Below are 22,219 nucleotides of genomic sequence, written 5' to 3' on the forward strand. Positions count from 1 at the left end.
CATCCGTAGCTCAGCTGGATAGAGTACTCGGCTACGAACCGAGCGGTCGGAGGTTCGAATCCTCCCGGATGCACCATGTTTAACCTCCCGTATCGCGAAGAGAAATCGTCATGCGGGTGGTAAAAAGAAAGTGTCCTTGGGGAGGATAACGTTGCTTTAGCAACGGCCCGCAGGGTGAGGCGTTGGCGCCGAATCATCCTCCCGGATACACCATCTAAGAGAAACCCGCCCTGGCGGGTTTTTCGCTTTTCAGCATTTAGCCATTCTCTCTTCCCCCCTTTCCTGCTTTGTACCCGATCGATCACAGCACATTCCGCTATGACGCAGTCAGCGACAACCCAACGGCTTTACGCTAAAGTAGTTTTCTTTCCTCAACGATCATGGAGTAACGATGTACGACCGCTATCAGGGTCTTATTTTCGACATGGACGGCACGATTCTGGACACCGAGCCAACGCACCGCAAAGCGTGGAGTGAAGTGCTGTCACGTTATGGCATGACGTTTGATGAAGCGGCTATGGTGGCGCTGAGCGGTTCACCGACCTGGCGCATCGCTCAGGCGATTATCGCCAGCCACCAGGCCGATCTCGATCCCCATCACTTGGCCGCGGAGAAAACCCGCGCGGTGGAGGCGATGCTGTTGGACAGCGTGCGCCCGTTGCCGCTGATCGAGGTGGTAAAATCCTATCACGGTCGTCGTCCGATGGCGGTCGGTACCGGCAGCGAGCACCGCATGGCGGAAATGCTGCTGCGTCATCTCGGCCTGTTCAACTGCTTCGACGCGATCGTCGGTGCGGACGACGTACAGCGCCATAAACCGGAGCCGGACACCTTCCTGCGTTGCGCCGAACTTATCGGCGTGCCGCCGGAAAAGTGCGTGGTGTTTGAAGACGCCGAGTTCGGCATTCAGGCGGCAAAAAGCGCCGGTATGGACGTGGTAGACGTTCGCACGCTGTGAGTAGTACGCTAGCCGTAATATCGTTATTTGGCAGCAGCTTCCTCAGTGCGACGCTGCTGCCGGGAAATTCAGAAATCGTTCTGGTCGCTTTGCTGACCCAGAGTCGCGTCTCGCCGGAATTGCTGGTGCTGGCCGCGACCCTGGGCAACACGCTGGGCGGCTTGACCAATGTCATTATCGGGCGCCTGTTACCGGCGTTGAAACCACAGCGGGGGCTGGCAACGGCGCTCGGGTGGCTGCAACGCTTCGGCCCGGCTGCGCTGTTGCTCAGCTGGGTGCCGGTGGTGGGCGATTTGTTGTGCGTGTTGGCAGGTTGGCTGCGCATGCCCTGGGGCTCTGTCGCGCTGTTTCTGTGTATCGGAAAAGCGCTGCGTTACATCGTTTTGGCTATGATAACGGTACAGGGCATCGCCTGGTGGCAGTAACCAAGTGAATATAACTCAATATTCTCTCGGGTGCGGATTCAGTATGCTTACGAGTTATTGTTTTTAGAAGCGGGAGGTCAATTTGATCCCGGACGTATCACAGGCGCTTTCTTGGTTGGAAGCCCATCCTCAGGCATTAAAAGGCATTCGTCGCGGCATCGAGCGTGAAACGCTGCGAGTCACGCCGAACGGCACCTTGGCGACTACCGGGCATCCGGAAAAGCTGGGGGCGGCATTGACGCATCACTGGATCACCACGGATTTCGCCGAGGCGCTGTTAGAGTTCATTACGCCGGTTGATGACAATATCGATCACTTGCTGACGTTCCTGCGCGATATTCATCGCTACGTGGCGCGCAACATTGGCGATGAGCGCATGTGGCCGCTCAGCATGCCGTGCTTTATCGAAGCCGAGCAGGATATTGAGCTGGCGCAGTTCGGTTCGTCGAACATCGGCCGCATGAAGACGCTGTACCGCGAAGGGTTGAAGAATCGCTATGGCGCGCTGATGCAGACCATTTCCGGCGTGCACTACAACTTCTCGCTGCCGCTGGAGTTTTGGCAGGCCTGGGCTGGCGTGCAGGACGCAGAAAGTGGTAAAGAGCAGATCTCGGCGGGGTATTTCCGTCTGATCCGCAACTACTACCGTTTCGGTTGGGTGATCCCGTATCTGTTCGGTGCATCGCCGGCCATTTGTTCTTCGTTCCTCAAAGGGCGCGAGACCACTCTGCCGTTCGAACGCACCGAGCAGGGGATGTGCTACCTGCCGTACGCCACCTCGCTGCGTCTGAGCGACCTGGGTTATACCAACAAGTCGCAGAGTAATCTGGGCATCACCTTCAACGATCTGCACAGCTATGTGGCCGGTTTGAAGCGGGCGATCGTTACGCCTTCCGAAGAGTTCGCCAAGCTGGGCGTGAAAGAGGGTGATCGCTACCTGCAGTTGAACAGCAACGTGCTGCAAATCGAGAACGAGCTGTATGCGCCGATCCGGCCGAAGCGCGTGACCAAAAGCGGCGAAACGCCGTCAGACGCGCTGCTGCGCGGCGGTATCGAATACATCGAAGTGCGTTCGCTGGATATCAACCCGTTCTCGCCGATCGGCGTGGATGCGGTGCAGGCGCGTTTCCTGGATCTGTTCCTGGTGTGGTGCGCGCTGGCCGATGCGCCGGAGATGAGCAGCGATGAACTGCTGTGCACGCGCAAGAACTGGAACCGGGTGATTCTGGAAGGGCGCAAACCGGGCCAGAGCATCGGCATCGGCTGTGGCGCCAGCCATGAACCGCTGGAAAAAGTGGGCAAGGCGCTGTTCGCCGATCTGCGTCGGGTCGCGGAAGTGTTGGACGGCGAAGCCGGCAACCGTCAATACCAGCAGGTGTGCGATGAGCTGGTCGCCGCGTTTGACGATCCTGAGCTGACTTTCTCCGCGCGCATTCTGAAGGCGATGAAGGCGGAAGGCACCGGACGCGTCGGTCTGCAGCTGGCGGAGCAGTATCGCCAGACATTGCTGGAAGAACCGTTGGAAATCCTGAACGAAGCCGAGCTGGATAAAGAGCGGGAAGCCTCTTGGCAGCGTCAACGCGACATAGAAGCCAATGATACGCTAAGCTTTGAAGCGTTCCTGAAGCAAAACGGCGGAAGCTGAAAAAGAAAAAGGCCACATCAATGTGGCCAAATATGCATCTCTGATGACAGGGATGATGATAACAAATGCGCGTCTTTCACATACTCAGACTCGCAGGGTTGGAAAAGGTTTCCCGGTTAGGAAAAAAAGTTTCGAAATAAATGCTCTTTTACGAGGAGGTAGCGAAATGCCATTGCTGGATAGCTTTACCGTCGATCATACCCGTATGGCAGCCCCGGCTGTCCGCGTTGCGAAAACCATGAAAACGCCTCATGGCGATACCATCACGGTATTTGATCTGCGCTTTTGCCGCCCGAACCTGGAAGTGATGCCCGAACGCGGCATTCACACGCTGGAACACCTGTTCGCCGGCTTTATGCGCGACCACCTGAACGGCCAGGGCGTGGAGATTATCGACATCTCCCCAATGGGCTGTCGCACCGGTTTCTACATGAGCCTGATCGGCGTGCCGGAAGAGCAGCGCGTTGCTGATGCCTGGAAAGCGGCGATGGCAGACGTGCTGAAAGTGACCGACCAGCGCAAGATCCCTGAGCTGAACGAGTACCAGTGTGGTACCTACCACATGCACTCGCTGGAAGAAGCGCAGGAAATCGCCAAGCACATTCTGGATAACGGCGTGGTGGTGAACCACAACGACGAACTGGCGCTGCCGAAAGAGAAGCTGCAGGAGCTGCATATCTAACCGTACGTTTCCCGCAGAGACAAAAAAGACGCGATTTCGCGTCTTTTTTACGTTCTGGCGGAGGGTTAGTGATGGCCGATGCTGGACTGCAGCGAGGTGATCGGCGTGACCCGCACCTGTTTGATCATATTGCCCTGCACGTCGAGAATGTCGATATCGTAATGGCCGATACGCACCCGGGTGCCGATTTCGGGTATCTCTTCCAGTTCTTCCAGCAGCATGCCGTTGACGGTGCGAGCTTCATTGGCGGGTAAAGTCCAGTTAAAGGCCTTGTTCAGCTCCCGCACGTTGGCGGTACCGTCGATCAAGACCGAGCCGTCGCTCTGCGGCGTGACTTCTTCCGCCAGCGTCGGCGACATTGAGGTGGTGAAGTCGCCGACGATCTCCTCGAGGATGTCTTCCACCGTAACCAGGCCCTGAATGTCGCCGTACTCGTCGACCACGATGCCGACCTTCTCTTTGTTGCGCTGGAACTTCACCAACTGCACGTTGAGCGGCGTGCCTTCCGGTACGAAGTAGATCTCATCGGCGGCGCGCAGCAGGTTCTCTTTGTTGAACTCTTTTTTCTCGGTCATCAGGCGATAGGCTTCGCGCACGCGCAGCATGCCGATCGCGTCGTCCAGCGAGCTGCGATACAGCACGATGCGGCCGTGCGGCGAATGGGTCAGCTGGCGCATGATCGACTTCCAGTCGTCGTTGACGTCGATGCCGACGATCTCGGTGCGCGGCACCATGATGTCGTTGACCGTCACCTTTTCCAGGTCCAGCACCGAGATCAGCATGTCCTGATTGCGGCGGGAGATCTGCGACTGGGATTCACGCACGATGGTGCGCAGCTCATCCTTGCTGACGGCGTCGCTGATGCGCACGTTGGTGCGGATACCGAACAGGCGCAAGGTCAGGCTGGTGATGCCGTTGAGCAGCCAGACCAGCGGGAACATCACCTTTTGCAACGGGGCCAGCAGGACGCTGCTGGGGAAGGCGATGCGTTCCGGATAGAGCGCGGCGAAGGTTTTCGGCAGCACTTCAGCGAACAGCAGCACGGCGAAGGTCAGCACGCCGGTCGCAATCGCCACGCCGAGATCGCCATACAGCCGCATGCCGACGATGGTCGCCAGCGCCGAGGCGAGGATGTTGACCAGGTTGTTGCCGATCAGCACCAGGCCAATCAGCCGATCCGGTTTTTGCAGCAGCTTCTCCACCCGGCGCGCCGAACGGTTACCCTGCTTGGACAGGTGGCGCAGGCGATAACGGTTGAGCGTCATCATGCCGGTTTCGGAGGCGGAGAAGTAAGCGGAGACCACGATCATGATCACCAGGATAATGATGAGGGTCCCCGTCGACACATGCTCCAATGCAGTATTCCTTATAGAGAGGGAAAGTTGAACCGGGCTGGCTCAGCGCACCATCACCTGTTGAATCAGACGGCTGCCGAAGTAGGCGAGCGTCAGCAGGAAGGCGCCGGCGAAGCTGAACCAGACGACGCGGCGGCCGCGCCAGCCTTCATGGTAATGGCCCCACAGCAACACGATATACACGAACCAGGCCATGATCGACAACACGGCTTTATGCACGTTTTCTTTGCTGAACAGATTATCCATGTACAGCAGGCCGGTGCACAGGGTGAGCGTCAGCAGTACCACGCCGATCTGGGTGATATGGAACATCTTGCGCTCGATGCTCATCAGCGGCGGCATGTCGGCGCTGAAGGTCAGCTTTTTGTTTTTCAACAGGTAGTCGAGCCAGGCGAGCTGTAAGGCGTAGAGCGCGGCGATGATAAGGGTGGCGTAAGAGAACAGCGCCAGGCCGATATGCACCATCAATTCCGGGCTGGCTTCCAGGTGAGTGATGAACTCGCCGGGCATGAAGCTGGCGAAGGCCAGATTGATCATCGCGAAACTGTAGACGATCGGCAGCAGGAACCAGCCGCGATCGCGTGAAGCGACGAAGGTCATCACCGAACAGATGATCAGGCTGACGATAGAACCAATGTTCAGCAGGCTGAGATTCTGCCCGGCGCTGACGTCAAAGATGCGCTGCTGCAGCGCGATGGCGTGGCAAATCAACGCCACCACCGCCGAGACGAGGGCGAGCCGACGGTATGCGCTGTTCTTCCGCAACAAGCTGGGAATGATCAGTCCAAGGCTGAGCAGGTAGGCCATCAAAGCCACAATGGAGAAAACTGGCATAACGTTTAATTTTGCTTCGGCGTGGTTAATTGGAGTGTCAGTATAGCGTTGCGCGCGTTTCACTCCAACCTATCTCCAACGCTGAGGCAGAGATCCTGCGCGCTTCGTGTTATCATCGGCGCAATTGTGTCGCCGGAGCGGCCTGTCATTACACGTTGAGCATGAGACGATGTTTGAAAATTTAACCGATCGATTGTCGCGCACGTTGCGCAATATCAGCGGCCGCGGGCGGCTGACCGAAGAGAATATCAAGGAAACCCTGCGTGAAGTGCGCATGGCATTGCTGGAGGCGGACGTTGCGCTGCCGGTGGTGCGCGACTTCATCAACCGCGTCAAAGAGAGCGCGGTTGGCCATGAAGTCAACAAAAGCCTGACGCCGGGGCAGGAGTTCGTCAAGATCGTCAAGGGCGAGCTGATCGCCGCGATGGGCGAAGTCAACACCGAGCTGAATCTGGCGGCCCAGCCGCCGGCGGTGGTGCTGATGGCGGGCCTGCAGGGGGCCGGTAAAACCACCAGCGTCGGTAAGCTCGGCAAATTCCTGAAAGAAAAACAGAAGAAGAAAGTGTTGGTGGTTTCCGCGGACGTTTATCGCCCGGCGGCGATCAAACAGCTGGAAACGTTGGCGGAAGGCGTCGGCATCGACTTCTTCCCGTCTGACGTCAAAGAAAAACCGATCGACATCGTCAATCGCGCGCTGCAACAGGCCAAGCTGAAGTTCTACGATGTCCTTATTGTCGATACCGCCGGCCGCTTGCACGTTGACGAAGCGATGATGGACGAGATCAAACAGGTGCACGCGGCGATCAAGCCGGTGGAAACCCTGTTCGTGGTCGACGCCATGACCGGCCAGGACGCCGCCAATACCGCCAAGGCGTTTAACGAAGCGCTGCCGCTGACCGGCGTGGTGCTGACCAAGGTCGACGGCGATGCGCGCGGCGGTGCCGCGTTGTCCATCCGCCATATCACCGGCAAGCCGATCAAGTTCCTTGGCGTCGGCGAGAAGACCGAAGCGCTGGAGCCGTTTTACCCGGATCGCGTGGCATCGCGCATCCTGGGCATGGGCGACGTGCTGTCGCTGATCGAAGATATCGAAAGCAAGGTCGACCGCGAGCAGGCAGAGAAGCTGGCCAACAAGCTGAAGAAGGGCGACGGTTTCGATCTGACCGACTTCCTGGAGCAGCTCAAGCAGATGCGCAACATGGGCGGCATGGCCAATATGCTGAGCAAGCTGCCGGGCGCCGGCCAACTGCCGGACAACGTCAAGTCGCAGATGGACGACAAAGTGCTGGTGCGCATGGAGGCGATCATCAACTCGATGACGCTGAAAGAGCGTGCCAAACCGGAAATCATCAAGGGCTCGCGCAAGCGCCGCATCGCGATGGGGGCCGGCATGCAGGTGCAGGACGTCAACCGCTTGCTGAAGCAGTTCGACGAAATGCAGCGTATGATGAAGAAGATGAAAAAAGGCGGTATGGCGAAGATGATGCGCGGCATGAAAGGTATGATGCCGCCGGGCTTCCCTGGCCGCTGACGGGCTTCCGCACGCCGAGTGCGGGCGCTTTCAGCATTCGCCGTTCGCGGTGAAAACCGTCCGAAATTTGACAGGCTGCAAAAGTTGTCCCCTGCGATCGACGCTTTAGATTGCTTTTTGCGCCAAAATGAGTAAAATTTTCGGGCTTTTTATATTGCAACCGGGCCCCGTCCCTCAATGGGGCCCGGCTGTTTTATTAACTAAAGAGGATGTTATGGTAACAATTCGTTTGGCACGTGGCGGCGCTAAAAAGCGTCCGTTCTATCAAGTAGTAGTGACCGACAGCCGCAACGCTCGTGATGGTCGTTTCATCGAGCGCGTAGGCTTCTTCAACCCGATCGCTTCCGGTCAGGCTGAAGCACTGCGTCTGGACCTGGACCGCATCGAGCACTGGGTTGGTCTGGGTGCAACCGTTTCTGATCGCGTTCACGCGCTGATCAAAGACGCTAAGAAAGCAGCTTAATCTGTCGCGGTGGTGGCAATGAGCAAGCAACTCAAACCGGTAGCGCCTAAGCAGCCGATTGTACTCGGTAAAATGGGTTCCGCTTACGGCATTCGTGGTTGGCTCAGAGTGTTTTCATCCACCGAGAACGCCGAAAGCATTTTTGACTATCAGCCGTGGTTTATCCAGCAGGCGGGTCAGTGGCAGCATATCGAGTTGGAAGACTGGAAGCGCCACAGTCAGGATCTGATCATCAAAGTCAAAGGCATTGACGATCGGGACGCGGCGAATCTGCTGACTAATCGCGAGATTATGGTGGATTCCGATCAACTTCCTCCGTTGGAGGGTGATGATTACTACTGGAAAGACCTGATGGGCTGCCAGGTAGTCACCTCCGCCGGCTACGAGCTGGGTAAAGTCATCGATATGATGGAAACCGGCTCGAACGATGTGATGGTTGTGAAAGCGAACCTGAAAGATGCGTTCGGCATGAAGGAGCGGTTGATTCCGTTTCTTCATGGGCAGGTTATCAAGAAAGTCGATCTCACTGCTCGCGTGATTGAGGCAGATTGGGATCCTGGTTTTTGACCCCCGGATCAAACGGTCGAAGCAAGTGGAATAACGGTAAGGGGATTGGCTTGTGTTCATCGGTATTGTAAGCCTGTTTCCTGAGATGTTCCGCGCTATCACCGATTACGGGGTGACTGGCCGGGCAGTAAAAAATGGCCTGCTGAGCGTGCAGTGTTGGAGTCCGCGCGACTTCACCTACGACCGGCATCGCACCGTGGACGATCGCCCTTACGGCGGCGGCCCGGGAATGCTGATGATGGTGCAACCTTTACGGGAAGCCATTCATGCGGCGAAAGCAGCGGCAGGCGAGGGAGCAAAGGTGATTTATCTGTCACCTCAGGGGCGCAAGCTGGATCAAACCGGCGTGTGCGAACTGGCGGCCAATCAGAAGATGATTCTGGTGTGCGGCCGTTACGAAGGGATAGACGAGCGCGTAATCCAAACCGAAATTGACGAAGAATGGTCAATCGGCGATTACGTTCTCAGCGGCGGGGAACTGCCGGCGATGACCCTGATTGATTCAGTCGCCCGTTTCATACCGGGTGTGCTGGGCCATCAGGCCTCAGCGGAGGAAGACTCCTTCGCCGACGGATTGCTGGACTGCCCGCACTATACCCGCCCCGAGGTGTTGGAAGGGATGGAGGTACCGCCGGTTCTGCTGTCGGGCAACCATGCCGAGATACGTCGCTGGCGCTTAAAGCAGTCGCTGGGCCGAACCTGGCTTAGAAGACCTGAACTTCTAGAAAGCCTAGCTCTGACTGACGAGCAAGCGGTGTTGCTGGCTGAGTTCCAACGGGAACATCAGGCCAGGCAACAGGACTATGAAGGAAACGTCTGACATCAGACGGGACCGATATATCAGTTTACCTAGGGTAAGAGACATATTATGAGCAACATTATTAAGCAACTTGAACAAGAGCAGATGAAACAAGACGTACCTGCATTCCGTCCGGGTGATTCCGTGGAAGTGAAGGTATGGGTCGTTGAAGGTAGCAAAAAACGTCTGCAGGCATTCGAGGGCGTGGTTATCGCTATCCGTAACCGCGGTCTGCACTCTGCATTCACTGTTCGTAAGATTTCCAACGGCGAAGGTGTTGAGCGCGTATTCCAGACTCACTCCCCAGTAATCGACAGCATTACTGTTAAACGTCGTGGTGCCGTTCGTAAAGCTAAACTGTACTACCTGCGTGAGCGTACTGGTAAGGCTGCTCGTATCAAAGAGCGTCTGAACCGCGTTAACTAACGCTGCATCCAAAAGTTAATAGTTATCAGGGGTTGGCATTATGCCAACCCCTTTTTTTATCTTAAAACCTCGACATGTTGTATTTGCGAGATTTCGTCTGCGCACCGCCAACATAATAAAGCCTGCATAAGCAGGCTTTTTGCATTACAGCGCTGCGGCGCTGTGTTTCTGCTGACTCTCCGGCGGGTGAGGCTGAGCCGGGATAATGTCATCGCCAGGTTTGACGATCACCCGCGCGACGGATTCGTGCGTGGCGAACGTGCAGCTGCAATTGATGTTGCGGCATTGATGGTAACGCTCTTTAGTCGACTCGCTCAGATAGCGGCTGGAGCGAGTGTGGGCCACGTGACCGCATAGTGGACAGTGCATCATAAGAACCCCCTTGAACAAATTAAGTGAAATTGGTGTGGCATCATCCTTTGGCGAGCGAACTCGTCATCATGAGGCAATGCCCTGCAAGCACAGTGCGCGTTCCATGGCGCGTCGCTGTTCCAGCCCTTTGTTTTTCTTTCCGTTTACGTAAACCCAGCGTGGCAGCTGATCGCAGGCCTGCCGCCACTGGCGCTGTTGCAGCAGCGCGACTAGCGTAGAGTGGCAGGCTGCGCTGACGCCCACATTGAAGGCGAAGGCGATCGCCGCATCATAGGTTTGTTGCGAGAGCGTATCCGGCAGGCAGGCGGCCATGCCGCGCTCGGTGCGGCGAACATCGTCGACCAAATCCATCGCGGCTTTGTGTTCATCAATCGCTTTACCAGGGATGACGCCAGCGGTGTGCCCAATGCCCTGCGTCCACACCCCGGCGCTGCACTGGTACGGCGACAGGCGGCAACCTTCGAGATCGGCGATCAGCCTGAGGCCGGCTTCTGAGGTTTGCAGCTCGCCAAATGACGGCAACAGCACGGCGATGGCCAAAACGGCGGCGACGCTGCAGCGCTTAACGGTTGCACTCATCGTAAATTTTCCTCCGCGATGTCGCATTGCGCTCAATGGCCTTCAAGATCTGCAGGCTTTTACGTCGGTAGTACCAGTTCACCAGAAACGTGCCGATGCCTACCGCCGCACCGACTAAAAAGGCAATGTCCTGCGGAGACAGCTTGCCGAGCCAGGCGAGAAACAGCGCCATGGCGTAGGTGATGAATGAGGTTATTTTCTCCATAGCATTATGCTCGCTTCGTTTACAGAATCTCGGGAGCCGGAGGCATCAATGTGAGACAGCTTGCTATCGATATCCATCATGCTCCTGGTCTGTATGATAATTACTGTATATGCATACAGTATTAAGCTATTTGCTAAAGTCGTCAATGGGTGAGGTGAATATTTTTAGCAGATTGTGCAAAAGAGGGAGGGGGCGGCATAAAAAAAGCCCATCGATGATGGGCTTCGAGAAATAATGGGGGGAGATTACAGGCCGTAGACCAGCGTGACCGAGGTGGTGGTATCTGTGTTCTTCGGCGCTGAGGCCGGCGGTTTGCTGTTGTAGGTCACGGTGTAAGCAACGCGCAATGAGAAGCGATCGTTGATCGCCACGTTCAACGCGCTTTCCGAGTTCAGCGTGGTTTCTTCGTTCGCCAGCGCGGAAACGCCCTGAATGAACTTGGTGTTGTCGGTCAACTGATAGGAATAGTTGGCCGCACCATAGGCCAGCCCCTTGGTCGAGCGGCCGCCGCCATGGTATTCGTCATGGCGCACGCCGGGACCGAATTCCACCCGCAGGTCACTGAGCGGCCCGTTAAGGAGTTGACGGCCGTAGCCGCCGGTCAGCGTGGAGCGTGAATCGTAACCGTTGAAACGGTCACTCAGCCAGCTGGCCTGACCGAACAGGTAGTTGCGATCGGTCAGGTTATAGCGCGTACGGCCACCGGCCTGGTATTTTTCGGACGAGCGCACGTTGGAGGAGGTGGTGTTGTTGGCCGCCCCCCACAGGCTGTACGCCGCGTCGCTGTTGAACCAGGTCATGTTGGTGTTGGCCAACAGGGTGGAGCTCTGCGAGTTGCCTGACTGGGCGTTGTAGCCCGCCTGCACGTTGCCTTCGAACGGTTTCTTGGCGGTGGCCGGATCGTCCATCGCGGTGAAAAGCGTATTGTCGGCAAGGGCTGAAACACTGGTGAAAGTCGTTAAGCAGCAAATATACAGCGGAAAAGCGCGACGAGCGCGAGAAGAGAGCATCTTGGATCCAGTTGTTAAGGGGAGTTATTGTTGATGACGGTCACATTATATCGGTTCATTTCGGCGACAAAAATAGCCGCCATTAGCTTAAGTTTTTAATTTTTATCCCTCATTTATTCGCTTTTCTTCTACTTAAAATCATCGCTTTTGGCGGCATTTCGTGCTGATCCTGCTTCGCACAGGCGTCGGTGCCGAGATCGGCGGCGTATTTTCGCTGTAAAACTAAGTGTACAAATTTATTTACGAATGTTCATTTTTCTTAGACCGGGTGGCTAATGTGGAGGGACGGGCTTTGTGATTTATTAATGTCATGTATTTATTGTGTTTTAATTGTTTTTTACAAGCCTTTTTCAGATGTGATTTAATCGGGATGATTACGGTAATTTTTTATTTACGGGAAATGGATTGAAAACTTTACATATCGTGATAGGGTAGAGCCCTGAAACGCTCAATGTTCCATTTCAACGCATAACGCCAAACGACAGGAATAGCATCATGCAAAAAGACGCGCTCAATAACGTACACATCAGTGCAGAACAGGTTCTCATCACGCCGGAGGAGCTGAAAAACCAGTTCCCGCTCAGCGCCGACGACGAAAATGAGATCGCCACTGCGCGCAACACTATCGCCAACATTTTGCAGGGGCGCGATCATCGCCTGTTGGTGGTGTGCGGGCCTTGTTCGATCCACGATCCGGACGCGGCGCTGGACTATGCCCGTCGTTTGAAAACCCTGGCGGCTGACTTGAGCGATCAGCTGTATATCGTTATGCGCGTCTACTTTGAAAAACCCAGAACCACTGTCGGCTGGAAAGGTTTGATCAACGATCCGTACATGGACGGTTCGTTTGACGTTGAGGCAGGCTTGCATATCGCGCGTCGCCTGTTGCTGGATCTGGTGGGCATGGGCTTGCCGTTGGCTACCGAAGCGTTGGATCCGAACAGCCCGCAGTACCTGGGGGATTTGTTCAGCTGGTCGGCGATCGGTGCGCGCACCACCGAATCTCAGACCCACCGAGAAATGGCCTCCGGCCTGTCGATGCCGGTCGGGTTCAAAAACGGCACCGACGGCAGCTTGGGTACCGCCATCAACGCCATGCGCGCCGCCGCTATGCCGCACCGCTTCGTCGGCATCAACCAGGCAGGCCAGGTTTGCCTGCTGCAGACGCAGGGCAACCCGGACGGACACGTGATCCTGCGCGGCGGCAAAACGCCGAACTACAGTGCTGAGCACGTCGCGGCCTGTGAAAAACAGATGCTTGAGGCGGGACTCCACCCGTCCTTGATGATAGATTGCAGCCATGGCAACTCGAATAAAGACTATCGCCGTCAGCCGGCGGTTGCCGAGTCCGTGGTGGAGCAGATCAAGGCGGGTAACCGCTCAATCACCGGCATTATGCTGGAGAGCCATCTGCATGAGGGCAATCAGTCTTCCGAACAGCCGCGTGCAGACATGCGTTACGGTGTGTCCGTCACCGACGCCTGCATCAACTGGGAGAGTACGGAAACCCTGTTGCGCCATATGCATCAGGAACTCGGCGCTGCGCTGACGGCCCGCACGGGAGAAAAGTAAGTTATGGTGGCAGAACTGACCGCGCTGCGCGATCAAATCGATGAGGTGGATAAAGCGCTGCTGGATCTGCTGGCGAAACGCCTGCATCTGGTAGCGGAAGTGGGCGAAGTCAAAAGCCGCCACGGTTTGCCGGTTTATGTGCCGGAGCGCGAAGCCGCGATGCTGGCCTCGCGCCGCCGGGAGGCGGAAAATCTCGGCGTGCCGCCGGATCTGATCGAAGATGTGTTGCGCCGCGTGATGCGCGAGTCTTACGTCAGCGAGAACGACAAGGGCTTTAAAACCCTGTGCCCGCAGCTGCGGCCGATCGTCATTATCGGCGGAAACGGTCAAATGGGCAGGCTGTTCAATCGCTTGCTGACGTTGTCGGGTTATCAGGTCAGGGTGTTGGATCAGGAAGATTGGCCGCAGGCGGAGCAGCTGTTGGCGGATGCCGGCATGGTGATCGTCAGCGTGCCGATCCACGTGACCGAGCAGGTGATAAGCCGCCTGCCGACGCTGCCTGCCGATTGTATTCTGGTGGATCTGGCGTCGGTGAAGAACCGGCCTTTGCACGCGATGTTGGCGGCGCACAGCGGCCCGGTGGTCGGTCTGCATCCGATGTTCGGCCCGGACGTGGGCAGCGTGGCCAAGCAGGTGGTGGTCTACTGCGACGGCCGCCAGCCGGAGGCGTATCAGTGGCTGCTTGAACAGTTGCAGGTGTGGGGGGCGCGGCTGCATCGCATCAGCGCGGCCGAGCACGATCAGAATATGGCGTTTATTCAGGCGCTGCGGCACTTCGCTACCTTCGCCTACGGGCTGCACCTGGCGGAAGAGAACGTGCAACTGGAGCAGCTGCTGGCACTCTCTTCGCCAATCTACCGGTTGGAGCTGGCGATGGTTGGCCGCCTGTTCGCACAGGATCCGCAGCTGTACGCCGATATCATTATGTCGTCGGAAGAAAATGTGGCGCTGATTAAGCGTTACTACCAGCGCTTCGGCGAGGCGATAAAGCTCTTGGAGCATGGCGACAAACAGGCGTTTATCGAGAGCTTCCGCAAGGTAGAGCATTGGTTCGGCGATTACGCCCAGCGCTTCCTGGTGGAGAGCCGCACGCTGTTGCGGCAGGCTAACGACAGCCGGCAGTAAAACTGCGGGCAGTAAGCATAAAGGGTTCGGCTTGGCCGAACCCTTTTTTACAGTTTCAGGATGGGTTGACCGGCACCACGGTGTCGCTTGGGTAACAGCCCAGCACCTTCAGCGAGCGGGTGATCGGCGCCAGATCGCGTAGCGCTTTTTGCATCGCCTCGGCGCGCAGGTTGGCCTGCACATCGATATAGAACATCTCCTCCCACGGATTGCCGTTGATCGGACGTGATTCCAGCTTGGTCATGATGATGCCGTTATCGCGCAATACCAGCAGCGCTTCGACCAGCGCGCCGGATTGCTGGCCGGTCGCCATGATCAGCGTGGTTTTTGCCGGCACCTGTTCGGAGACATCGATCGCTTTGCGCGCCAGCACGATGAAGCGAGTGATGTTTTGCTGCTGGTTGGCGAGATTGTGTTCCAGCACCTGCAGCCCGTACAGCGCGCCGCCGGCCTCGCTGCCCAGTGCAGCCACCTTCGGTGAATTCAGCTTGGCGACTTTCTCCATCGCGGCCGCCGTGCTTTCGGTGTATTCGATTTTCCAGTGCGGGAAGCGGTTCAGGAACTGGCTGCACTGCTGGAACGGCTGCGGGTGGCTGTAGACGGTTTCAATCTGGCTCAAATCGCTGTCGCCGGCAATCAGAACGCAGTGGTTGATCGGGTTGGTCAGCTCGCCGACGATCGACAGACTGGTGTGTTGCAGCAGATCGTACACCTCGTTAATCGAGCCTGAGCTGGTATTCTCGATCGGCAGAATCGCGTAGTCCGCTTGGCCGGTTTCCACCTGGGCGAAGATATCCTGAAACTTCTGGCAGCCACATTCGATCAGCTGATCGAAGTGGCGGGCAGCGTATTGGCGCGCAGCCAGATGCGAGTAAGAGCCTTTCGGACCGAGGAAGGCGATGCGGGCGGAGTGCTGGCTGACGGGGTTGAGCTGGTGCTGTAGCAACGCCTGCTGGGTCAGGACGGAATCTTCGATGATCAGTTGAAACAGGCGGGTGACGTAAAAGCCGTCCAGGTCGTAAGGCTTGGCGGCGGCGATCAGCGCATCCAGCAGATCGCGCTCGCGCTCTTTATCGCGGATCGGGCGATGAGAGTGCAGCTTGGTCTTGCCGACTTCGATCGCCAGCTCACGGCGTTCCGCCAGCAGGGCCAACAGTTTCAAGTCCAGTGCGCTGATGCGCTCGCGCAGCACCAATAACGGGTTGTCAGTCATAATCAGCTTCCGCCTTCAGTTCTTATTCGTTGTAAAACAGCCATAAAAAAAGCCCCCTGTTTCCAGGAGGCCTTGTTGTTCGTCTTCGCATTCTTTCTCACACGACGAAACGCCTCCCAGTCAGGGGAAGGTAAAAAAGAATGCGAAGAAAAACGGTGTGCGTGGCATGGTCTACCTAAGGTTAATGTGATCAGGTTTTAAAGTAACCGCTGGCCTTTACCCCGTCAACAAAAATACCCGACAAAAAACGCGCCCTCGGGCGCGTTTGATGCGGCAATCGCTGTCGGACGGTTATTCCTGCTCTTGCGTGACTTCCGGCACAATGTCTTTCACGCTGGCATTGCAGCGGCGCGCTTCGCCTTTGTGCTGCACTTTGTTCAACTGGCGCTCCAGTTTGGCGATCAGCTCGTTAACGGCGGTATACATGTCATCATGTTTGGCGCTGGCGACCAGCGGGCCGTTAGGCGTAGTAATGGTAGCGTCGGCGACAAACCCTTGCGGCTCTTTGGATAAGACGATATGCGGGTTAATCAGCTGGGTCTGCCATTTTTCCAGTTTGGTGAGACGGTCTTCGACGTGATTGCGGATTGCGGGAGTGATATCCATTTGTTTGCTGGTAATGTTCAATGTCATATAACTTACCTCTCTGTCTTTCCGTCTTGGTGAATCCAGCATACCCCGCTTTTTGTTTAAATGCGTGATGTAAATCACGATTTTTTGTCACTTTTTGCAAAGTTAGTTCAATCTGTGATTCAGCATTTGAATTGGCTATCTAATGCTTGAGAGTTGCCGCCGGATGGCGCATTATCGATGAGTTGACCGGTGAGGAGCGCTAGCTAACACCGTGTTTTTACTTGTGTATTTTTCCAGTAAAAACCCGGTCGACGCCAATGAAAACGGCAGCCTTGGCTGCCGTTTGGTTTTTCTGCCGGTGCCGACGCGCGCTTATTGTGGGTTGGCGGCGATCACTTTGGCCACTTTGTCAGCCTGGCCGTTCAGCTGCAGCTGCTTGTAGGCATTTTCCATCAGCGGCAACACGTCATGCGTCGCTTTGGTATCCGGGAATTCACGCAACATCTGCTCGGCGCGATTAACGACCGCGACGTAAGCACCGCGTTTAGTGTAGTATTCCGCCACCGAAAGCTCATACTTGGCCAAACGATCTTTCAGATACACCAAACGCTTGTTGGCGTCGGTCGCGTATTGGCTGTTCGGGTATTGCTGAATCAACTGGCTGAAGTCGCGGAACGCAGCGCGAGCGTGCTGAGGATCGCGGTCCGAACGGTCAACCCCGAAGAAGCCCTGCAGCGCGCTGTCATCAAGCGCCATGTCGGTCAGGCCGCGCATGTACATCACGTAATCGATGTTCGGGTGCGTCGGATTCAGGCGCATGAAGCGATCGATGGATGCCTGAGCCATTGGCAAGTCGGCAGCCTTATAATAGGCGTAAATCAAATCCAGCTGGACCTGCTGGGAATACGGCCCGAAAGGATAGCGGTTATCTAACGCTTCGAGTTGCGTAATCGCGCCCTTGAAGTTACCGTCCTGCAGTTTTTGCTGCGCGGTAGCATAGATTTCCGAAGGCGGGTTGTCGGGAACCGCATCCTTGGATGTGGAGCAACCTGCCAGCGCCAGGCTCAACGTGGCTGCCGCCACCAGATATTTCATACGCGTCATGACGTTTTGATTATCCTCAGGGTGTTATTCCGGGAGACTGTCCGTTAAGCTCCCGACAAAGACCAGGTACAATAGCACATTATATTAAACGGCATCGCCGTGAAAACCCAACGTTAACGAAGAAGCTGCATATGGCACAACAAGTACAACTCACCGCAACGGTGGCCGAATCTCAACTCGGACAACGTTTAGATCAGGCTTTGGCCGAATTGTTCCCTGATTATTCACGATCTCGCATAAAAGAGTGGATCCTGGGCGATCGGGTGAAGGTCAATGGCAAAACGTCAAACAAACCGAAAGAGAAGGTGCTGGGCGGAGAGACAGTCGCCATCGATGCACAGATAGAAGAAGAAGCGCGTTGGGAGCCGCAGGATATCGCGCTGGATATCGTCTATGAAGACAGCGATATCCTGGTGATCAACAAGCCGCGCGATTTGGTGGTGCACCCTGGCGCCGGTAACCCGGACGGCACGGTGCTCAATGCGCTGCTGCATCACTACCCGGAAATCGCCGACGTGCCGCGTGCCGGCATCGTGCACCGTCTGGATAAAGACACCACCGGCCTGATGGTGGTGGCGAAAACCGTGCCGGCGCAAACCCGGCTGGTGGAGGCGCTGCAGGCACGCGAAATCACCCGTGAATACGAAGCGGTGGCGATCGGCACCATGACGGCAGGCGGTACGGTAGAAGAACCCATCGCGCGCCATTCCACCAAGCGCACTCACATGGCGGTGCACCCGATGGGTAAGCCGGCGGTGACGCACTATCGCATTATGGAGCACTTCCGCGCGCACACTCGTCTGCGCCTGCGCCTGGAAACCGGCCGTACTCACCAGATCCGCGTGCACATGGCTTACATTAGCCATCCGCTGGTGGGCGATCCGCTGTACGGCGGCCGTCCGCGTCCGCCGAAAGGCGCTTCGGAGGCCTTCATCAACACGCTGCGCGGCTTTGACCGCCAGGCGCTGCACGCTACCATGCTGCGTTTGTATCACCCGATCAGCGGCATCCAGATGGAGTGGCATGCGCCGCTGCCGCAGGACATGGTTGATCTGATCAACGCGCTGAAGGCGGACACCGAAGAATTCAAAGATCAGATGGACTGGTAATGCGCTCGCTCATTCTGCCCGACTGGCCGTTGCCTCCCGGCGTTAAAGCTTGCAGCACCACGCGCGATGGTGGCGTCAGCCTGCCACCTTATGACTCGCTGAACCTCGGCGCTCACGTGGGTGACGAGGCGCAAGCGGTGAAGCGCAATCGGGAAAGGTTGGTTACCGCCGCCGGCTTGCCGCAGATGCCGGTATGGCTCGAGCAGGTGCACGGCACTCGCGTGGTGACGTTGACGGGACAAGCGCCCGCCGATCTGCGGGCGGATGCGGTGTACAGCAACGTGCCGGGTCAGGTGTGCGCAGTGATGACGGCGGATTGTCTGCCGGTGCTGTTCTGCTCGCAGCAAGGCGACGAAGTGGCCGCCGCTCACGCCGGTTGGCGTGGGCTATGCCACGGCGTGCTGGAGCAAACCGTGGCGGCGTTCAGCGCCGCACCGGGCCAAATCAGCGCCTGGCTGGGGCCGGCGATCGGCCCGCAGCAGTTCGAGGTCGGGCCGGAGGTGCGCGCCGCTTTCATGGCGGAAGACGCTGAGGCCGCAGCGGCATTTACCCCGCATGGCGATAAGTTTTTGGCTAATATCTACTTGCTGGCTCGCCAACGCTTGTTGCGTGCGGGCGTTCAGGCCATTTATGGCGGCGACCGCTGTACGGTTAACGAAATGAGCCATTTTTTCTCCTATCGACGCGATGGAATAACCGGACGTCTGGCAAGTTTAATCTGGCTGATATAACCTATTGAATTAGGACGATCCAACGACGCATGGCGTTGTACCGAAAATTTAGCGTCGAGATAACCTTGAAAATTTGAGGGATGACCTCATTTAATCTCCAGTAGCAATTTCGACCCATCTTGGAGGTGTTATGCGTCTGGATCGTCTTACCAACAAATTCCAGCTTGCCCTCGCCGATGCCCAGTCACTAGCCCTTGGGCACGACAACCAGTTTATTGAACCGCTACATCTGATGAGCGCCCTGCTCAATCAGGAAGGGGGCACGGTTCGTCCACTATTAACTTCCGCAGGTATCGATGCCGGGCGTGTACGCACCGAGATCGAACAGGCGCTGTCCCGTTTACCGCAGGTAGAAGGCACCGGTGGCGACGTTCAACCGTCCCACGAGTTGGTGCGCGTTCTGAACCTGTGCGACAAGCTGGCGCAAAAGCGTGCGGACAAATTCATTTCTTCCGAGCTGTTTGTGCTTGCGGTGCTGGAAGACCGCGGCTCGTTGACCGACTTGTTGAAAGCGGCCGGCGCGACGGCCGACAAAATCAGCAAAGCCATTGAACAAATGAGAGGCGGTGACAGCGTGGAAGACCAAGGCGCCGAAGACCAACGGCAGGCATTGAAGAAATACACTATCGATCTGACCGAACGTGCTGAGCAGGGCAAACTTGACCCGGTGATCGGCCGTGACGAAGAGATCCGTCGCACCATTCAGGTGCTGCAACGCCGTACCAAAAACAACCCGGTGTTGATCGGCGAGCCTGGCGTGGGTAAAACCGCCATCGTCGAAGGCCTGGCGCAGCGCATCATTAACGGCGAAGTGCCGGAAGGACTGAAGCACAAGCGCGTATTGTCCCTCGATATGGGCGCCTTGATCGCCGGCGCCAAATATCGCGGCGAGTTTGAAGAGCGTCTGAAAGGCGTGCTCAACGATCTGGCCAAGCAGGAAGGCAGCGTTATCCTGTTTATCGACGAACTGCATACCATGGTCGGCGCCGGTAAGGCGGATGGCGCGATGGACGCAGGCAACATGCTGAAGCCGGCGCTGGCGCGCGGCGAGCTGCACTGCGTCGGTGCCACCACGCTGGATGAATACCGTCAATATATAGAGAAGGATGCGGCGCTCGAACGTCGTTTCCAGAAAGTGTATGTGGCTGAGCCGAGCGTGGAAGACACCATTGCTATTCTGCGCGGCCTGAAAGAGCGTTACGAACTGCACCACCACGTGCAGATCACCGACCCGGCCATTGTGGCGGCGGCAACGCTTTCGCACCGCTATATCGCCGATCGTCAATTGCCGGACAAGGCTATTGACCTTATCGACGAAGCGGCGTCCAGCATTCGCATGCAGATGGACTCCAAGCCGGAGTCGCTCGACAGGCTTGAGCGCCGCATCATCCAATTGAAACTGGAACAGCAGGCGCTGAATAAAGAGTCTGATGACGCCAGCAAGAAACGCCTGGACATGCTGAGCGATGAGCTGGGGCAGAAAGAGCGCGAATACTCGGAGCTGGAAGAAGAGTGGAAAGCGGAAAAAGCGTCGCTCTCCGGCACCCAGAATATCAAGGCTGAACTCGAGCAGGCCAAAATCACCCTGGAGCAGGCGCGTCGCGTCGGCGATCTGGGGCGGATGTCGGAACTGCAGTACGGCAAAATCCCTGAGCTGGAAAAACAGCTCGCCGCCGCCACGCAGGCCGAAGGCAAGAGCATGAAGCTGCTGCGCAACCGGGTGACCGATGCGGAGATTGCCGAAGTGCTGGCGCGTGCCACCGGGATCCCGGTCGCAAGAATGCTGGAAGGCGAGCGCGACAAGCTGCTGCGCCTGGAACAAGAACTGCATTCGCGAGTGATTGGCCAGGACGAAGCGGTCAGCGCAGTCTCCAATGCGATCCGCCGCAGCCGTGCGGGGCTGTCCGATCCTAACCGACCGATCGGTTCGTTCCTGTTCCTCGGCCCGACCGGGGTGGGGAAAACCGAGCTCTGCAAGGCGCTGGCTTCGTTCCTGTTCGACAGCGACGACGCCATGGTGCGTATCGATATGTCCGAGTTTATGGAGAAACACTCCGTTTCGCGTCTGGTCGGTGCGCCTCCGGGCTATGTCGGTTATGAAGAGGGCGGCTACCTGACGGAAGCCGTACGTCGCCGGCCTTATTCGGTGATTCTGCTGGATGAAGTCGAGAAAGCGCACCCGGACGTGTTCAATATTCTGTTGCAGGTGTTGGATGACGGCCGCCTGACCGATGGTCAAGGCCGCACCGTCGATTTCCGCAATACCGTGGTGATCATGACGTCCAACCTGGGTTCCGATCTGATCCAGGAGCATTTCGGTCAGATGAACTACGCGCAGATGAAAGAGTCGGTGATGGAGATGGTGAGTCACCACTTCCGTCCGGAATTCATCAACCGTATCGATGAAGTGGTGGTGTTCCATCCGCTGGGCGAGAAACACATTGCTGCGATCGCCAAGATTCAGCTGTCGCGTCTGTACAAGCGTTTGGAAGAGCGCGGTTACGAAGTAACCATGACCGAGCCTGCTCTGGCATTGTTGAGCAAAACCGGTTACGACCCTGTGTATGGTGCGCGTCCGTTGAAACGCGCTATTCAGCAGGAGATCGAGAACCCGTTGGCGCAGCAAATCCTGTCCGGCAAGCTGATCCCCGGCAAGCTGGTGACGCTGGATGTGGAAAACGACCATATCGTTGCACGCCAATAACGGCAATTAAGCCTATTAAAGATGAAAGGGAGCGGGTGACCGCTCCCTTTTCTTTATCTTCGTTTGTCCCTATTTACAGAGGTTGCCGCTATTACTGTGCTAAAACCGGTGTTTTTCGACTAATAAATATCCTAAAAAGGCGTTTTTGGTGATTATTTGAGCGCTTGAAAAGTTTTTTGCAATTAGGGGTTGCGGCCTGCCGAGAACTCCCTATAATGCGCCTCCACTGACCGGGAA

At 56.8% G+C, this 22,219-nt stretch carries 24 protein-coding genes and 1 other annotated feature; of the genes, 14 read left to right on the forward strand and 10 right to left on the reverse strand.

What is annotated here, in order from left to right:
- Positions 1-391 precede the first annotated feature (391 nt).
- The 4 genes from yqaB (at position 392) to luxS (ending at position 3,710) form a co-directional block, all read left to right on the forward strand.
- On the forward strand, positions 392-958 hold the full coding sequence (gene yqaB, locus AC2CGI_RS15570) for a fructose-1-phosphate/6-phosphogluconate phosphatase (protein ID WP_004932523.1): 567 nt from the start codon (positions 392-394) through the stop codon (positions 956-958).
- The gene (locus AC2CGI_RS15575) at positions 955-1,383 is read left to right on the forward strand and encodes a YqaA family protein (protein ID WP_004932520.1); all 429 of its coding nucleotides are present in this window, start codon (positions 955-957) and stop codon (positions 1,381-1,383) included. Before yqaB ends, AC2CGI_RS15575 begins: the two co-directional genes overlap by 4 nt.
- A gap of 82 nt (positions 1,384-1,465) precedes the next feature.
- Positions 1,466-3,028 (forward strand): glutamate--cysteine ligase, encoded by a 1,563-nt coding sequence (gene gshA / locus AC2CGI_RS15580; protein ID WP_076740953.1) that lies wholly within the window; start codon positions 1,466-1,468, stop codon positions 3,026-3,028.
- Between the two features lie 166 nt (positions 3,029-3,194).
- Positions 3,195-3,710 carry an S-ribosylhomocysteine lyase gene (gene luxS, locus AC2CGI_RS15585; protein ID WP_004932513.1) on the forward strand — a complete coding sequence of 172 codons (516 nt, stop codon included), beginning with the start codon at positions 3,195-3,197 and terminating at the stop codon, positions 3,708-3,710.
- 65 nt (positions 3,711-3,775) lie between these two features.
- Here luxS and AC2CGI_RS15590 read toward each other — a convergent pair whose 3' ends face one another.
- Together AC2CGI_RS15590 and AC2CGI_RS15595 are read right to left on the reverse strand one after the other, a co-directional pair.
- Complete coding sequence (locus AC2CGI_RS15590; RefSeq protein ID WP_015376704.1) at positions 3,776-5,065, reverse strand: HlyC/CorC family transporter; 1,290 nt, start codon at positions 5,063-5,065, stop codon at positions 3,776-3,778.
- 42 nt (positions 5,066-5,107) lie between these two features.
- Positions 5,108-5,899: a cytochrome C assembly family protein gene (locus tag AC2CGI_RS15595; protein ID WP_004932506.1), complete on the reverse strand. Its 792-nt coding sequence runs from the start codon at positions 5,897-5,899 to the stop codon at positions 5,108-5,110.
- A gap of 169 nt (positions 5,900-6,068) precedes the next feature.
- Between AC2CGI_RS15595 and ffh the strand changes: the two genes are divergently transcribed.
- The 5 genes from ffh (at position 6,069) to rplS (ending at position 9,685) form a co-directional block, all read left to right on the forward strand.
- Positions 6,069-7,430, forward strand: coding sequence for a signal recognition particle protein (gene ffh, locus AC2CGI_RS15600; RefSeq protein ID WP_004932504.1), 1,362 nt, complete (start codon positions 6,069-6,071; stop codon positions 7,428-7,430).
- Between the two features lie 214 nt (positions 7,431-7,644).
- Entirely contained in the window at positions 7,645-7,893 is a 249-nt protein-coding gene (gene rpsP / locus AC2CGI_RS15605; RefSeq protein ID WP_004932501.1) for a 30S ribosomal protein S16, read from the forward strand.
- An 18-nt stretch (positions 7,894-7,911) separates the two neighbouring features.
- Positions 7,912-8,460 (forward strand): ribosome maturation factor RimM, encoded by a 549-nt coding sequence (gene rimM, locus AC2CGI_RS15610; RefSeq protein WP_015376706.1) that lies wholly within the window; start codon positions 7,912-7,914, stop codon positions 8,458-8,460.
- Between the two features lie 52 nt (positions 8,461-8,512).
- Entirely contained in the window at positions 8,513-9,280 is a 768-nt protein-coding gene (gene trmD, locus AC2CGI_RS15615) for a tRNA (guanosine(37)-N1)-methyltransferase TrmD (RefSeq protein WP_004932485.1), read from the forward strand.
- Between the two features lie 48 nt (positions 9,281-9,328).
- Positions 9,329-9,685 (forward strand): 50S ribosomal protein L19, encoded by a 357-nt coding sequence (gene rplS, locus AC2CGI_RS15620; RefSeq protein ID WP_015376707.1) that lies wholly within the window; start codon positions 9,329-9,331, stop codon positions 9,683-9,685.
- 144 nt (positions 9,686-9,829) lie between these two features.
- Here the strand turns inward: rplS and AC2CGI_RS15625 are convergent, their stop codons facing one another.
- The 4 genes from AC2CGI_RS15625 to AC2CGI_RS15640 form a co-directional block, all read right to left on the reverse strand.
- On the reverse strand, positions 9,830-10,057 hold the full coding sequence (locus AC2CGI_RS15625; protein WP_021505301.1) for an ogr/Delta-like zinc finger family protein: 228 nt from the start codon (positions 10,055-10,057) through the stop codon (positions 9,830-9,832).
- Positions 10,058-10,123: 66 nt separating this feature from the next.
- Complete coding sequence (locus AC2CGI_RS15630) at positions 10,124-10,636, reverse strand: lysozyme (RefSeq protein ID WP_015376709.1); 513 nt, start codon at positions 10,634-10,636, stop codon at positions 10,124-10,126.
- Positions 10,620-10,841 (reverse strand): HP1 family phage holin, encoded by a 222-nt coding sequence (locus tag AC2CGI_RS15635; protein WP_004932472.1) that lies wholly within the window; start codon positions 10,839-10,841, stop codon positions 10,620-10,622. The genes AC2CGI_RS15630 and AC2CGI_RS15635 overlap by 17 nt, the downstream gene beginning before the upstream one ends.
- A gap of 245 nt (positions 10,842-11,086) precedes the next feature.
- The gene (locus AC2CGI_RS15640) at positions 11,087-11,851 is read right to left on the reverse strand and encodes a DUF481 domain-containing protein (RefSeq protein ID WP_004932469.1); all 765 of its coding nucleotides are present in this window, start codon (positions 11,849-11,851) and stop codon (positions 11,087-11,089) included.
- A gap of 495 nt (positions 11,852-12,346) precedes the next feature.
- Between AC2CGI_RS15640 and AC2CGI_RS15645 the strand changes: the two genes are divergently transcribed.
- The gene (locus tag AC2CGI_RS15645) at positions 12,347-13,423 is read left to right on the forward strand and encodes a 3-deoxy-7-phosphoheptulonate synthase (protein WP_016929016.1); all 1,077 of its coding nucleotides are present in this window, start codon (positions 12,347-12,349) and stop codon (positions 13,421-13,423) included.
- A gap of 3 nt (positions 13,424-13,426) precedes the next feature.
- Complete coding sequence (gene tyrA / locus AC2CGI_RS15650) at positions 13,427-14,548, forward strand: bifunctional chorismate mutase/prephenate dehydrogenase (protein ID WP_033641935.1); 1,122 nt, start codon at positions 13,427-13,429, stop codon at positions 14,546-14,548.
- A 55-nt stretch (positions 14,549-14,603) separates the two neighbouring features.
- On the opposite strand, the gene pheA is transcribed toward tyrA, so the two are convergent.
- The 4 genes from pheA to bamD all read right to left on the reverse strand — a co-directional run bounded on the left by pheA (position 14,604) and on the right by bamD (position 17,438).
- Positions 14,604-15,761, reverse strand: a complete 1,158-nt coding sequence (gene pheA / locus AC2CGI_RS15655; RefSeq protein WP_046688266.1) for a bifunctional chorismate mutase/prephenate dehydratase — start codon at positions 15,759-15,761, stop codon at positions 14,604-14,606.
- Between the two features lie 42 nt (positions 15,762-15,803).
- Positions 15,804-15,930: a sequence feature (Phe leader region), on the reverse strand.
- Positions 15,882-15,929, reverse strand: coding sequence for a hypothetical protein (locus AC2CGI_RS15660; RefSeq protein WP_101428074.1), 48 nt, complete (start codon positions 15,927-15,929; stop codon positions 15,882-15,884). (Overlaps the previous feature by 48 nt.)
- A 122-nt stretch (positions 15,931-16,052) precedes the next feature.
- Complete coding sequence (gene raiA, locus AC2CGI_RS15665; protein ID WP_004932457.1) at positions 16,053-16,394, reverse strand: ribosome-associated translation inhibitor RaiA; 342 nt, start codon at positions 16,392-16,394, stop codon at positions 16,053-16,055.
- A gap of 312 nt (positions 16,395-16,706) precedes the next feature.
- The gene (gene bamD / locus AC2CGI_RS15670; RefSeq protein ID WP_004932456.1) at positions 16,707-17,438 is read right to left on the reverse strand and encodes an outer membrane protein assembly factor BamD; all 732 of its coding nucleotides are present in this window, start codon (positions 17,436-17,438) and stop codon (positions 16,707-16,709) included.
- Between the two features lie 131 nt (positions 17,439-17,569).
- On the opposite strand from bamD, the gene rluD reads away from it, so the two are divergent.
- The 3 genes from rluD to clpB all read left to right on the forward strand — a co-directional run bounded on the left by rluD (position 17,570) and on the right by clpB (position 21,982).
- Entirely contained in the window at positions 17,570-18,547 is a 978-nt protein-coding gene (gene rluD / locus AC2CGI_RS15675; RefSeq protein WP_004932452.1) for a 23S rRNA pseudouridine(1911/1915/1917) synthase RluD, read from the forward strand.
- Positions 18,547-19,278 (forward strand): purine nucleoside phosphorylase YfiH, encoded by a 732-nt coding sequence (yfiH, locus tag AC2CGI_RS15680; protein ID WP_033641938.1) that lies wholly within the window; start codon positions 18,547-18,549, stop codon positions 19,276-19,278. Before rluD ends, yfiH begins: the two co-directional genes overlap by 1 nt.
- A gap of 130 nt (positions 19,279-19,408) precedes the next feature.
- Positions 19,409-21,982: an ATP-dependent chaperone ClpB gene (gene clpB / locus AC2CGI_RS15685; RefSeq protein WP_025301647.1), complete on the forward strand. Its 2,574-nt coding sequence runs from the start codon at positions 19,409-19,411 to the stop codon at positions 21,980-21,982.
- The last annotated feature ends 237 nt before the right edge of the window (positions 21,983-22,219 follow it).

This window comes from Serratia sp. LSHTC3, assembly GCF_057197125.1.

What these genes read in the sequence shown, in the direction of transcription:
- yqaB (WP_004932523.1), top strand. Translation starts at nt 392, where the DNA reads ATGTACGACCGCTATCAGGGTCTTATTTTCGACATGGACGGCACGATT.
- luxS (WP_004932513.1), top strand. Translation starts at nt 3,195, where the DNA reads ATGCCATTGCTGGATAGCTTTACCGTCGATCATACCCGTATGGCAGCC.
- AC2CGI_RS15595 (WP_004932506.1), bottom strand. Translation starts at nt 5,899, where the DNA reads ATGCCAGTTTTCTCCATTGTGGCTTTGATGGCCTACCTGCTCAGCCTT.
- ffh (WP_004932504.1), top strand. Translation starts at nt 6,069, where the DNA reads ATGTTTGAAAATTTAACCGATCGATTGTCGCGCACGTTGCGCAATATC.
- rpsP (WP_004932501.1), top strand. Translation starts at nt 7,645, where the DNA reads ATGGTAACAATTCGTTTGGCACGTGGCGGCGCTAAAAAGCGTCCGTTC.
- rimM (WP_015376706.1), top strand. Translation starts at nt 7,912, where the DNA reads ATGAGCAAGCAACTCAAACCGGTAGCGCCTAAGCAGCCGATTGTACTC.
- rplS (WP_015376707.1), top strand. Translation starts at nt 9,329, where the DNA reads ATGAGCAACATTATTAAGCAACTTGAACAAGAGCAGATGAAACAAGAC.
- AC2CGI_RS15625 (WP_021505301.1), bottom strand. Translation starts at nt 10,057, where the DNA reads ATGATGCACTGTCCACTATGCGGTCACGTGGCCCACACTCGCTCCAGC.
- AC2CGI_RS15630 (WP_015376709.1), bottom strand. Translation starts at nt 10,636, where the DNA reads ATGAGTGCAACCGTTAAGCGCTGCAGCGTCGCCGCCGTTTTGGCCATC.
- AC2CGI_RS15635 (WP_004932472.1), bottom strand. Translation starts at nt 10,841, where the DNA reads ATGGAGAAAATAACCTCATTCATCACCTACGCCATGGCGCTGTTTCTC.
- AC2CGI_RS15640 (WP_004932469.1), bottom strand. Translation starts at nt 11,851, where the DNA reads ATGCTCTCTTCTCGCGCTCGTCGCGCTTTTCCGCTGTATATTTGCTGC.
- AC2CGI_RS15645 (WP_016929016.1), top strand. Translation starts at nt 12,347, where the DNA reads ATGCAAAAAGACGCGCTCAATAACGTACACATCAGTGCAGAACAGGTT.
- tyrA (WP_033641935.1), top strand. Translation starts at nt 13,427, where the DNA reads ATGGTGGCAGAACTGACCGCGCTGCGCGATCAAATCGATGAGGTGGAT.
- pheA (WP_046688266.1), bottom strand. Translation starts at nt 15,761, where the DNA reads ATGACTGACAACCCGTTATTGGTGCTGCGCGAGCGCATCAGCGCACTG.
- raiA (WP_004932457.1), bottom strand. Translation starts at nt 16,394, where the DNA reads ATGACATTGAACATTACCAGCAAACAAATGGATATCACTCCCGCAATC.
- bamD (WP_004932456.1), bottom strand. Translation starts at nt 17,438, where the DNA reads ATGACGCGTATGAAATATCTGGTGGCGGCAGCCACGTTGAGCCTGGCG.
- rluD (WP_004932452.1), top strand. Translation starts at nt 17,570, where the DNA reads ATGGCACAACAAGTACAACTCACCGCAACGGTGGCCGAATCTCAACTC.
- yfiH (WP_033641938.1), top strand. Translation starts at nt 18,547, where the DNA reads ATGCGCTCGCTCATTCTGCCCGACTGGCCGTTGCCTCCCGGCGTTAAA.
- clpB (WP_025301647.1), top strand. Translation starts at nt 19,409, where the DNA reads ATGCGTCTGGATCGTCTTACCAACAAATTCCAGCTTGCCCTCGCCGAT.